The 11898-nt window shown below is 59.6% G+C and carries 10 protein-coding genes; 1 reads left to right on the plus strand and 9 read right to left on the minus strand.

Annotated elements, in window-relative coordinates; genetic code table 11:
* Positions 1–1920 (plus strand): alpha-1,4-glucan--maltose-1-phosphate maltosyltransferase (locus tag NW844_RS10195; protein ID WP_414335358.1); only part of this gene is annotated, 1920 nt, incomplete at its 5' end.
* Positions 1921–1939: 19 nt separating this feature from the next.
* Here the strand turns inward: NW844_RS10195 and NW844_RS10200 are convergent.
* From NW844_RS10200 to trmFO, 9 genes are all read right to left on the minus strand, one after another.
* On the minus strand, positions 1940–2782 hold the full coding sequence (locus NW844_RS10200) for a universal stress protein (protein WP_414335360.1): 843 nt from the start codon (positions 2780–2782) through the stop codon (positions 1940–1942).
* A 101-nt stretch (positions 2783–2883) separates the two neighbouring features.
* The gene (locus NW844_RS10205) at positions 2884–3738 is read right to left on the minus strand and encodes a hypothetical protein (protein WP_414335362.1); all 855 of its coding nucleotides are present in this window, start codon (positions 3736–3738) and stop codon (positions 2884–2886) included.
* Positions 3739–3817: 79 nt separating this feature from the next.
* Positions 3818–4735 (minus strand): 4-(cytidine 5'-diphospho)-2-C-methyl-D-erythritol kinase, encoded by a 918-nt coding sequence (gene ispE / locus NW844_RS10210; protein ID WP_414335376.1) that lies wholly within the window; start codon positions 4733–4735, stop codon positions 3818–3820.
* Positions 4736–4859: 124 nt separating this feature from the next.
* Entirely contained in the window at positions 4860–5312 is a 453-nt protein-coding gene (locus tag NW844_RS10215; RefSeq protein ID WP_414335364.1) for a hypothetical protein, read from the minus strand.
* A gap of 57 nt (positions 5313–5369) precedes the next feature.
* Positions 5370–7385, minus strand: coding sequence for an FHA domain-containing protein (locus tag NW844_RS10220; protein ID WP_414335366.1), 2016 nt, complete (start codon positions 7383–7385; stop codon positions 5370–5372).
* Positions 7386–7528: 143 nt separating this feature from the next.
* On the minus strand, positions 7529–8086 hold the full coding sequence (locus NW844_RS10225) for an FHA domain-containing protein (protein WP_414335368.1): 558 nt from the start codon (positions 8084–8086) through the stop codon (positions 7529–7531).
* 348 nt (positions 8087–8434) lie between these two features.
* Positions 8435–8908, minus strand: a complete 474-nt coding sequence (locus tag NW844_RS10230; protein ID WP_414335370.1) for a hypothetical protein — start codon at positions 8906–8908, stop codon at positions 8435–8437.
* A gap of 240 nt (positions 8909–9148) precedes the next feature.
* Positions 9149–10360: an acetate kinase gene (locus NW844_RS10235; RefSeq protein WP_414335372.1), complete on the minus strand. Its 1212-nt coding sequence runs from the start codon at positions 10358–10360 to the stop codon at positions 9149–9151.
* Positions 10361–10491: 131 nt separating this feature from the next.
* The gene (trmFO, locus tag NW844_RS10240) at positions 10492–11859 is read right to left on the minus strand and encodes an FADH(2)-oxidizing methylenetetrahydrofolate--tRNA-(uracil(54)-C(5))-methyltransferase TrmFO (protein ID WP_414335374.1); all 1368 of its coding nucleotides are present in this window, start codon (positions 11857–11859) and stop codon (positions 10492–10494) included.
* Positions 11860–11898: the final 39 nt, after the last annotated feature.

An 11898-nucleotide genomic window follows, 5' to 3' on the forward strand; every position in this document is an offset into this window, starting at 1 on the left:
GCCATCATCGAGGCGGTGACGCCGGAAATCGACGGTGGGCGCTACGCCATCAAGCGAACGGTGGGGGAGTACGTGGTGGTGGAGGCGGACATCTTCGCCGATGGCCACGACCAACTCTCGGCGGTGCTCAGTTTTCGCCAGGCCGGGGCAACAGACTGGGAGGAGCTCTTCATGGAGCCCATCGGCAACGACCGCTGGCGGGCCCAATTTCAGGTCACACAAATCGGCCAAGCCTTTTACCGCATCTTGGCCTGGGTGGATCCTTTCCAAACCTGGCAGCAGGATCTGCACAAGCGGGTGGCTGCCGAGCAGGATGTGGCGGTGGAGCTGTTGATCGGGGCGGAGCTAGTGGAGCGGGCCGCCCAGGCTCAAAGCGGGGATCTGGCGGCAAAGCTGCGCAACTACGCCCAAATGCTCCGCCAAGGCGGGGATCCGGCTATCGAGATCGCCCTTTCCCCAACCCTGGGATCCCTGATGCAGCTCTACGGCGAGCGCCGCTTCGTCACCGCCTACCCGGAGCGACGGGTTTGGGTGGATCCGGAGAAGGCCCGCTTCAGCACCTGGTACGAGCTGTTTCCCCGCTCCTGCGGCCCTGACGAGCACACCCACGGCACCTTCCAGGATGTGATCGCCCGCCTGCCGCTGCTTGCCGAGATGGGCTTCGATGTGCTCTACCTGCCCCCCATCCACCCCATCGGGCGCACCTTCCGCAAGGGCAAAAACAACTCTATGACGGCAGAGCCGGAGGATGTGGGCTCTCCCTGGGCCATTGGCGGGCCAGAAGGCGGGCACAAGGCCATCCATCCGCAACTGGGATCTCTAGAGGATTTTCATCGCTCGGTGGCGGAGGCCAAAAAACTCAACATCGACATCGCCCTGGACATCGCCTTCCAGTGCTCGCCGGATCACCCCTATGTGAAAGAGCACCCGGAATGGTTTAGAAAGCGGCCCGACGGCACCATTCAATATGCGGAGAACCCGCCCAAGAAATATCAAGACATCTACCCCCTCGACTTTGAGACGGAAAACTGGCAGGCCCTCTGGGAGGAGTTAAAAAGCGTTATCGAATACTGGATCGACCAGGGAGTCACCATCTTTCGGGTTGATAATCCCCACACCAAGGCTTTTGGCTTTTGGGAGTGGTGCATCGGCCAGATCAAGGCCAAGCACCCGCAGACAATCTTTTTGTCTGAAGCCTTCACCCGCCCCAAACTGATGAAATCCTTGGCCAAGCTGGGCTTCACCCAGTCTTACACCTATTTCACCTGGCGCAACGACAAGTGGGGCCTGACGGAGTACTTCACCGAGCTCACCCAAACCCCGATGCGGGAGTACTATCGCCCCAACCTCTGGCCCAACACGCCGGACATTCTAAACGAGTTCTTGCAAAAGGGGGGACGCCCGGCTTTTATGCTGCGCCTCATCCTGGCGGCCACGCTGGGGGCCAGCTACGGCATCTACGGCCCCGCTTTTGAACTCTGCGAAAACCGTCCCCTCCGCCCCGGCAGCGAAGAGTATCTGGACTCGGAAAAATACCAAATCCGTCACTGGGATCTGGACGCACCGGATAACTTGCGGCCTCTGATCGCGCAGGTGAACCGGATCCGACGGCAAAACCCGGCTTTGCAAAGCGACTGGAGCCTTGTGTTTCACCCCACCGACAACGAGGCCCTGATCTGCTATTCCAAGCGCACCTTTGATGGCAGCAACCGCATCTTGGTGGCGGTCAACTTGGATCCGTTTCACATTCAATCCGGCTGGGTCACCCTCAACCTGGGGGCTTTGGGTTTGGAACACTGGCAAACTTTCAAGGTGATCGACCTTTTGGATGGCCAGCAGTATTCCTGGCAGGGATCCACGAACTACATCAAGCTGGATCCCTGGACGATGCCAGCCCATATTTTTCTCGTCGAAAGCTGAACAAAGATCTAGCAGTCGGTCAATCTTTCTCTTGGGCCGAGCGCACCATCAGCACGGGGCAGCCGATGTGGACCCGCACATAGTCGGAGATGGAGCGCCCCAGCAGCCGATCCAAGTCGGGGATGCTGCGGGCAATGCTGGGCCGGCGATCTGGGGATCCCATCACCAGCAGGTCGGCCTTGCTCTCTTCCGCCAAGCGGACGATCTCGGTGCCGGGATCCCCGACCGCCGTAAACACCTGGTGGCCGATTTGGCGGCTTTTGAGGGTGGCAATGGCTTTGTCTATAACCTCGTCCCGGCCTTGGGCATCGGCATCCAGTTGTACCGAGGCCAGAAAAATCTGGGCCCCTGAGATGCCGGCAACCAGATCCAGGGCCGTGGCAAAGGCGACCTGGGCGGCAGGAGAGTTGTTGAGGGCCACCATGACATGGCTGGGGTACTTGACGTAGGCGTCGTCTTTGACCAGCAGCATGGGGCAGGAGGCGAGCTGGAAGACGTATTGGCTGACCGAGTTCTGCAAAATGGCCATGATGCGGTTGCGCCCGCGGGATCCCATCACGATCAGGGGATTGGGCAGGGACTCGGCCACCTGCAACACCACCACCTTGGGATCCCCTTCCACCAGTTGAGTGCTGATCTTCAACCCAGGCCGCGGGGGAAAAGTCTGCAGCGTCTGGGCCAACAGCTCCTGTCCCTTTTGCCAGGCAGCGCGCATGTCCTCAGCAGAGGTCTGGGAAGGCACCGCATGCAGCAGGGTTACATGGCACTGGGCAAAGGCCGGCAAAGATAGCAGCGTGTGCACCATTTGCTCGGTGGGGCCGCTGCCGTCGATGGCGGCAACGATGTTTTCAAAGCGAGGCATGGGATCCGTTCTCCAGGCCAAGGTTTGCCAAGTCTCATCCTAGATCTGCCTCTGCCGATCCCTGTTGCCGAGGTGGATATCCCGCAACATTTTGTTGAGTTTTAGTAACTTAGCCACACATAGCCGGTGAAGCCACCGCCGGCATTGGTGTTGCGGCCTGTCAAAAACTGAAACCCCCCTAGCCCCAGGGTCAGCCCCTCCTCTAGGCGCCAGTTGAGCTGGCCGGAAAGCTTGAGGTTGCTGTAGTCGGGATCCTGCACCGCCACATCCCCAAAGAGGAGCGGGGCGCCGTTGCCAAGGGTGAAGTCGCCATCCAAAGCAACAATGGCCTGCACCTCAGGGCTGAGATCCGTCCCAAAGGTCAAGTTGGCCTTGAGACGGTCGCCGGGGTAGCCCAGGTAGTCCCGAAAGGTCAGACAGGAGTCGAAAAAGGCGGGCAGGGATCCCAGCTTGCCTGAGGCGGCCAGGCCGGCGCTGAGGTCGTAGCCGAAAACCCCATAGCCCAAGGGCAGGGGGGTGTTCTGGGTGGCATATCCCGGCGGGATCAGGGCCGTCAACTGGGCCGAGAAAAAGGGATCCCCCTCTCCCCAGGTGTGGCGCAGGCCCAGCTCCAGATCCCGCAGGCCCTGGTTGCGCTGGGTAACGGTGTCAGCCCCGCTGGCAAAGCGATTTTCCAGGAAAACGTAGCTGGTGTTGAGGTTGAGGGTGAGGCGATCGCTGAGGCCGGTTTCGCCAAACAGGTTGAGGCGGGTCTCGCCGTACTCGGAAAGGGCCTGCTGTAGGCGTCCCCCCTGGTCAAAGCGGGTGCGGGGTTGGTACACCTCGGGCTGGAGCGAGAGAAACGTCTTCCCTGCCCCGCGAGGGAAGCCGCAGCCGGCCCAGGCCGGCAGCTCCCACCCCACCAAGACAAGGCCCAGGCCCAGCAGCCAGCTTCTTGCCATTGCCAAAGGCTTCATCTAGGGATCCCTCTCGACGGCGCCGCCGAGGAGGATTGTACCTGCAGAGCTCCGTTTTGGGCCTTCGTCTCCATCCACCCTAGCTGGGGCTGAGGCTGCAGGGATCCGGCTCCAGCACAATTCCGGTGGGGGCAAACTGCGTAACCCAAAACTCCACATCCTGAAACTGGCGACGCAGGCTGTCGCGGGCTTGGGCGGCCAGCTCTAGGCTGGGCATGATCCCGAAGACCGTTGGCCCCGACCCCGACATCAGAGCTCCCAGTGCCCCTGCCGCCAGCAGCGATTGGCGCAATTCGCCCACAATCGCATACTCCGGCAAAACCACCTGTTCCAGGTCATTGCGCAAACTCCTGGCCAACGCCGGCAGATCCTGACGGCTGAGAGCCGCCAACACCTGCGGCAAGGTGGGCAGTGCAAGCCCCAAGCTCTCCTGACGAGAACGAAAGGCCTGATAAGCCCAGGCGGTAGAAACCCCCAGGTGCTTGGGTTTGGCCAAGAGCACCGGGATCCCTTCCCAATCGGCCAGCGGCTCCAAAACTTCCCCGCGTCCGGTGGCCAGTTGCGTTCCCCCTTGTACACAGAAGGGAATGTCGGATCCCAGGCGGGCTGCCAAGCTCTGCAACTCTCCCACCGTCAGGCCCAAGCCCCACAGTTGGTTCAACCCCACCAAAACTGCCGCCGCATCAGCCGAGCCGCCTGCCAAGCCTGCTGCCACCGGAATCTGCTTTTCGAGGCGAATCTCCACTCCCATAGTGGCCTGACACTCTTTTTGCAGCAGCTCAGCCGCTTGGTAGGCCAGGTTGCGGGCATCTGCCGGCACTTCTGGGCGATCGCAGGTGAGGTGGATCCCGTGGGGGCAGCACTGCAACTGGACACGATCTGCCAACTGAATGCTCTGCAGCACCATCGCCACCTCCGAATACCCATCCGGACGGGATCCGAGGATTTCCAGGTAGAGGTTGATCTTGGCGCGAGCCATCAGGGTACAGGCTTGCATGGGGCAAAACTCTGGGTTAGCAACAACTCTCAACTCCCCTCAGCCTGTACAGACCTGTTCAAAACCCAGGCTTATCCGGGGAGCTCTTCCAGCCCGATTCTAACGGCAATGGATCCCTCCAGCTCTAGTTGCCGGAGCGAGGCCATGGCCCCAGCCACTCTCCACCGCGAAAGCGCCAGCGGGGAAACAAAATCCGCATCACCACCCAAGCGCTGAGGTAAAGGCAAACCCAGACCACGCTGTAGTGGAGAATAAAATCCCCCAGGTCAAACCGTTGGCTTGGGATACGGGGAAGGCCCACCAGCCTCAGGACTGTGCCCAAGAAAAGCCCTTCCCAAATGCCGGCCAAAAGCTGCAGGATCCCAGGCCAATCGTGATCCCACATCCACCCCATCAAATAGTTGTACACGACATCCCAAACACAGCCAAACAGACCTACGTAGAACAGCACCCAAAAATAGATGAGGCTGCCGCCATGTCCGGTGAGACCAAAATAAAAGGGTAAAGTCGCTAAAACACCTACCGTAGCTAACAAAAAAATGCGGGTTTGCCAACGGCCAATGAGAGTTGGTGTCATTGTTTCCTCCAGTTTTGTTGGCCAAAATCGCTAGTTCGTTTGGCTTCAGTTCAAAGGCTAAGGGCTGAGGTTCAAGGCCCACTTGCACCACTGCCACAGGGATCGGATCCCTTCCAGACCTTTAACGCCTGGCGCCCGCAGCCGAGCCAGGTGCTCCACCGAGCGATGGGCGCAGTACTGCAAGCCCAAAAACGTATCCACCGGCGCATAGGGCCCACCCAAGGTGATGATCCCGGCAGCATACATCCGCCCATCCCGGTTGCGCATCTCCACCAGCTCAAAATCGTTGGAAACATGTAGGCGTCCGTGGGGATTGAGGGGCAGATTGTAGCGGGTAATCAGGTCGTTGAGGAGAGGATGGGTCATGGGATCCGAAACCAAGCCCGTGCAATCGATAACGAAATCGGCTTCCACCTTCAATTGGGTGTTGTTGTGGGTACCTCGAATGTAGGTCACCGGCTTGCCCTTGTCGCCGAGAACCACCGATTCCACCTTGCCAAAGACAATCGAGTACCAGCCCTCCCGCAGCCCTTGCCGCACGATCCGCCGCCACTTGCGCCGGCTTGCCGTTGTGGTGCCGCCCCAGGCTTCCAGCAGTTCGCGCCGTTCCAGGGGGGTTGCTGCTTCCAATTTGGCGCGCAGAACCCCGCCCCAAGTGCCTTTGGGCCAGTTGAAAGGCTGAAACTCCCAATGGTTTTCCACCGCCCGTTTGGCCCGTCCGAAGCGATTGCCGCCTTTGGGCGCACGGCTCAGATGCACCACCGAGATGCGGGGGTTGACTTTGCGGGCTTGGTAGAGGCGCTCCATCACCTGGGAAGCGACGATCCCAAATCCGCGGATCAAGACCGTGCCGCCCTGTTTTTCCAATTGCTCATAAACGTGATCATGGGGCTCGTATCCATGTACTACAGATTTCAAATCTCCTGTTTGTTCCCGAAACTCTTGCAGGTCGTTGAGCAATTTGATAGCCGGATACCCAGTCGCCAAATGCAGGTACTTGGCCACCATAAAGCGGTGATCTGGGTGGCCGGGGCGCGTTGCCGAATAGGCCACCACATATCGCCCATCCTCCGTTTTGCGAATGGCGCGAATATGGCCGTAACAAAGCATTTGATCCCAGCCAATGCGAGCCGCTTCCCGATCCATCGAGGCGAATACATCCCCCGCCCGCGGCGTGTAAGTATCTGCCAGCAAAGGTTCACTAAACACCTGCCACAAAAAGCCAAATGCTTCCAACAATCGGCCGGAGAAAAAAGAGCGCCAAGCATCTCGCAAGGCATAGCCGGGCCAGCCCCAAATGTTGTCCGGGCAAGAATCGGAGCCGGAGCGAATTCGCTTCCAACGGGGGATCTGGCAGTTGGTCAACAGCCGTTCATACCGTTCGTAGGGTTTGCGGGCAATGCTGATGACGCGGATGTGTTCGGATCTGACCCCATAGATGCGCAGGGTATCCACCCAGACAAAGCTGCCCATACCGCCGCCCAACGCCAAATAGAGGGTCTCCTCCACGGGTAGGCCGGTGGCTTTGAGAGCGCTCAGGGCAATTTGCTCGGCTCGAAACAAGTCCGGTGGCGGAAAGTCTGAGCTGGCCCGCACCTCGGGGAGTTGCTCCGGGGCGAAAACCACCGTGGAAGCCGGGGGAACCTCAAATGCGGTGTCGGGTTGGGTGGCCGGGCGAATGAGGTCGGTGCGGGGCTCCAGCAAAAGGGTAGGGGTGCCGATCAACAGGGTGGCGTTGGGATCCCTCAGCAAACTGACGGTGATGCTGTAGGGGCCGAGCTCCACCACTTCCCCGCCCTGCAGCACCCGGCGTGCTTGTCGGATTTTTTCCCCATTGATGCGGCTGCCGTTGGCACTGCGATCCTCGTAGATGACCTGGCCACCCTCACCGAGATAGATAAGGGCGTGGTAACGGGAGATCTCCTGGCTGGCAAATACCGCTCTGGCCACTTCTTGCCCCTGCCATTCCTGTGGCAATTGGGCCAGCTCTCTGCCCAAGGCGAGAGGCAATGGAAAAATTGGCTCCTGCTGTTCTTCGGTGATGGGATCTTCCCAGCTCAGTTGAATTTGCATAGCTTTTGTTCACCTCTGTAAATCGTGACGAGGCCATCGAGAACAACACAGAACAACGTAACCTCACGAGTCACCTTGGACTTGGCTTGGGATCCCTTTTGCAACTGCTGGGATCCAGGAGAAAAATGGAACGGTTTGGTTCTCTAGGTAGGAGATTGCGAAGCCTTTTCAGCCTCTGGAGGAGGGATCACCAGCGAAGCACTCAAAACCAAATGTCCGCAATAGGGGCAATTTTGGCCCTGATATTCCGGGGGCAGGTAGTGAGGGTTTTCCAGGCGGCTGCACTTAACCTTAAGGGTGTCCAAAGTGCCACGGCTCAGGGACACCCCTTGATCTTTCCTGGCAGCCTCTATAGACTTCACGCCCAGCACAATACGCCCCAATTGGATTTGGCTATTGGCCTCAAGCGCAAGCTCTTCCTGAATGATTTTTCGGCCATTCACCCAAATGGGGTTGGGCTGCTTAGGCGGCAAACGATCCCGCGTCAAGTTGCGAATGTAAAACTTTAGAGTTTTGGGATCGAGATAAAGCCCGGCATGCATTCCTGAGACCGAGCGAGTTGGGTCGTTGAGCACCACATCGCAGCCGGGATCCCGCCCGATGGTGACCAGCTTGGCGAGGACGGGCGAAACCGTTTGAGATCGGCGCCGGTCGGCTTCGGCCCATTCCAAAGTTAGTTGATACACAATTTCATGCTCCATAACCCAAGGCCTCCGTTCCTCGTGATCGACTTCAGCTTATCGAAAGGTCAGCTCCGGAAAAACAGAAGATGTCTTTTTTGTCAAAATTGTTATTCTTTGAGTCAACTGAAACCTATCCCCCTGAACAGAGGTTCGTGCTGATTGAGATCACCGGAGTTGAGCTCTCCGAATCACATTCCTGCTGAAGACAGCGTCCAGACGCTCCGCGCTGCCGCAGGTGAGCGTGTCCAGCCCTTCTCCCATCAGGGGAGATTGGGATCTACAAGCTGTTGGTTGACTGCGTTTGGCAGTAGGCCCAAGTCTGCAAGCACAGAGGTCTGATCTTATCGACTCCACACCGTACCTTTTTCAAAGCACTCCACTAAATGTGAAACTGCCGCTGCCCAGCCGCTCCTGCCGATCGAACACACTGATGGTGAGCTGATGGGATCCCGTTTGAGTGAGGGTAAAGCGATTTTGGGTTAGGGTCAGCCCTGTCACGGTGCAGGTGGTGGCCCCCACGAAGCAGCCGGGCAATTGAGCAGCGTCGAAAGCCCCTAAAGTAACGAAATTGCCTAGGGGAGTGGTGACGGAAGCCAAAAAGGCGTTGGAACCCCGGATCCCAGCCGGAGCTTCCACCCGGAAGGACACCACAAAAGTTGGAGTTTGCCCCACCGAGACGGTGCGCGGGGAGAGATCGGTGATGGTGAGGGAGGGGGCCGGTATCGGCGGCGGCAAGGGTAGGGGATTGCTGCTGTCGGTTGTCCCCCCGCATCCTGCCAAAACGGCGCTCAGGAGCACCAGCAAGGGGATCCGTCTGTGTGTGTGTTGCGCAGGCTGCATCGTTTCCCATGACCTCAAATGAGTTTGGTTTTGAGTTTAGGGCATCCCTCACCCCCGGCCCCTCTCCCAGGGGGATGACCCTCACCCCCGGCCCCTCTCCCTGGGGGAGAGGGGAGCTGTAAAGATGGGGGCAGTGGAATTGGCCGGAAAAGGTTCGACTCCTAGCCCAGGGGTTATCTCGACCGAGCCGGTCATCGAAAAGGAGAAAATCGGGCCGAAAGAGACCTTAGAATCCTTTGCCTATTCTCCTTGCAAGAGTCTCTGGCAGGCTGTGGCCATGGCCCAGTCCTCTTGGGCTGAGATCACCAGAACCCGCACCGGAGCATCGGAAGTGCTGATATCGCAGTTGCGGGGCGATCCGGCATTTAAAACCGGGTCGATTTGGATCCCCAAAAAATTCAGATCTGCACAGGCTGCCGCCCGCACCGGCGCTGAGTTTTCCCCAATTCCTCCAGAGAACACCAGCGCGTCCAAGCGATCCAGGCTCATGAGCATGGCCCCAATTTGGCTGCGCAGCCGGTGAACAAACAGATCAAAAGCCAGCTCGGCGCGGGCATGGCCGGCTTCCATTGCCTCCAAGATGACCCGCATATCGCTGCTCAGGCCGGAAACGCCCTTCAGCCCTGATTCTCGGTTCAAGATCCGATCCAGTTCATCCACGCTCATGCCCTGGCGCAACTGATGGATGAGAATGCCCGGATCCACCGACCCCGACCGGGATCCCATCATCAAACCCTCCAGAGGGGTATAGCCCATGGTGGTATCCACGCTTCTGCCTCCGCGAATGGCGGCCAACGAACAGCCGTTGCCCAGGTGACAGGTGATCAGCCGCAACTCTGCCAGAGGTCGGCCCAAGATCTCGGCAGCGCGGCGGGCGCAATGCTCGTGGTTAATGCCATGAAACCCGTAGCGGCGGATCCCTTGTTCAGCCCAGGCATAGGGGAGGGGGTAGAGAGCCGCTGCCGGAGGCATTTGTTGGTGAAAGGCCGTGTCGAAGACGGCCACCTGTGGGATCCCCGGCAGCAGTTGACCCAGCAGACGAATGCCGGCCAGCGCGGCAGGGTTGTGGGCCGGCGCCAAGGGGATCAATTGCTCGATCGTCCGTTCCACCTCCGGCGTAATCAAAGTGGGCTGCCGGTACAGGGATCCCCCATGCACCACCCGATGGCCAACGCCGTCGATCTCACCTGCCTCTGCCAGCAGGGATCCCTCCCCTTGCCAGAGGCTTTGAAACAGCGGGGCCAATTGGCCGATCCCCCCTTCGGGTGAAGCGGAGGGAAAAGGCTCCCACCCACCGCCTCGCCGGCGAGTTTGGATGAGGGCCTCCCCCGGCTTGTAGGTGAAATCCACCTGGGCTTGCCAGATGGGGGCGGCCTCCACCTTGCCCTCAACCGTCAGGAACAGAGAGGATTTGAGGCTGCTGGAACCGGCATTGATAACCAGAATATTCACAGCGTGTTTTCCACAAAGGACTCCGTCCCGCCAACGCAATCGGCCTCTGCAGGGCTTATCTGTGCAATTTCAACTTAACCCTCAATCTCGGCTTTGACTTCATGCAACCGTTGGAACTGCCCGCAGCTCCCTCAAGCACTTTGCGCTTGGCGCACCAGCCCGGTTGCCGTCAGAGCAGCCAAAGCCCGATCCCGGTAGCGGCCATAGCGCTCCTGCTTGTTGCGGAGCTTCCGCCCCTCCAGCTCTGGCAGCAGGCCAAAATTGGCCGGCATCGGCTGAAAATGCCTGGGATCGGCGCTGCTGATGAATTGAAACAGGGATCCCATCATCGTCTCAGGGGGCAGCGTGATCAAGGGCAGCCCCAAGGCCAGGCGGGCAGCGTTCTGTCCGGCCAGCCACCCTCCCGCCACAGCACAGGCATAGCCTTCGGTGCCCACCAACTGGCCGGCGGCAAACAGCGTCGGTCGGCGACGAAATTGCAAGGTTGGCCACAAAAGCTGGGGCGAATTCAAAAACGTATTGCGGTGCATCACCCCAAAGCGGACGAACTCCGCTTGTTCCAGGCCGGGGATGAGCCGAAAAACCCGCTGCTGTTCTCCCCATTTCAAGTTGGTTTGAAAACCCACCAGGTTCCACAATTGCCCTGCTTTGTCCTCTTGTCGCAACTGCACCACCGCGTGAGGACGGGATCCCGTGCGCGGATCCACCAAGCCCACCGGCTTCAAAGGGCCAAAACAGAGAGTCTCTTTGCCCCGGCGCGCCATTTCTTCAATCGGCAGGCAGCCCTCGAAAAACTTGCGCTCCTCCCGCTCAAAATCCTTGAGGGGCGCCTGCTCCGCCGTCACCAGCGCCTGCCAAAACCGTTCGTACTCCGCCTCCGTCATAGGGCAGTTGAGATAGGCTGCCTCCCCTTTGTCGTAGCGGGAAGCCTGAAACACCACCGCCCGGTTCAAGGAATCCCCGGCGACAATGGGGCTAGAAGCATCGAAAAAGCTCAGGTATTCCAGGCCCGTAAAGGCTTGCAGCGCCTTAGCCAGGGGATCGCTGGTCAGAGGGCCGGTACAGAGGACGGCAATGCCCTCCGGGATCTCCGTCACCTCCTCCCGGCGCAGAGTGATGCGGGGATGGTTTTGAATGGCTGCCGTGAGAGCCTGGCTGAAGCGGGCCCGATCCACCGCCAATGCCCCTCCTGCCGGCACGGCATGGCGATCCGCCGTCGCCATCACCAGGGATCCCAGTTGTCGCAGCTCTTCCTTGAGCAGCCCTGCCGCCCGATCGCTGGCCGCAGCCCCAAAGGAGTTGCTGCACACCAGCTCCCCCAACTGATCGGTGTGGTGGGCCGGGCTCTGGCGCACGGGGCGCATCTCCGAAAGGAGGACAGGCAACCCCAACTGGGCGATTTGCCAGGCGGCCTCTGTCCCCGCCAACCCCCCGCCCACCACATGAATGGGGGCAGAGGTTTCTGCCGGTGCAAGCGCTGGGCTGGCTGGATGGCTCATCGCAACCTCCGAGAAGACCCTCAACCTTAAACTTTAACG

It is taken from the genome of Synechococcus sp. H55.2, from assembly GCF_047462495.1.
Lineage (GTDB): Bacteria > Cyanobacteriota > Cyanobacteriia > Thermostichales > Thermostichaceae > Thermostichus.

Coding starts and splice junctions, on each gene's coding strand:
- NW844_RS10200 (WP_414335360.1), bottom strand. CDS start 2,782: ATGCCTCGCTTTGAAAACATCGTTGCCGCCATCGACGGCAGCGGCCCC.
- NW844_RS10205 (WP_414335362.1), bottom strand. CDS start 3,738: ATGAAGCCTTTGGCAATGGCAAGAAGCTGGCTGCTGGGCCTGGGCCTT.
- ispE (WP_414335376.1), bottom strand. CDS start 4,735: ATGCAAGCCTGTACCCTGATGGCTCGCGCCAAGATCAACCTCTACCTG.
- NW844_RS10215 (WP_414335364.1), bottom strand. CDS start 5,312: ATGACACCAACTCTCATTGGCCGTTGGCAAACCCGCATTTTTTTGTTA.
- NW844_RS10220 (WP_414335366.1), bottom strand. CDS start 7,385: ATGCAAATTCAACTGAGCTGGGAAGATCCCATCACCGAAGAACAGCAG.
- NW844_RS10225 (WP_414335368.1), bottom strand. CDS start 8,086: ATGGAGCATGAAATTGTGTATCAACTAACTTTGGAATGGGCCGAAGCC.
- NW844_RS10230 (WP_414335370.1), bottom strand. CDS start 8,908: ATGCAGCCTGCGCAACACACACACAGACGGATCCCCTTGCTGGTGCTC.
- trmFO (WP_414335374.1), bottom strand. CDS start 11,859: ATGAGCCATCCAGCCAGCCCAGCGCTTGCACCGGCAGAAACCTCTGCC.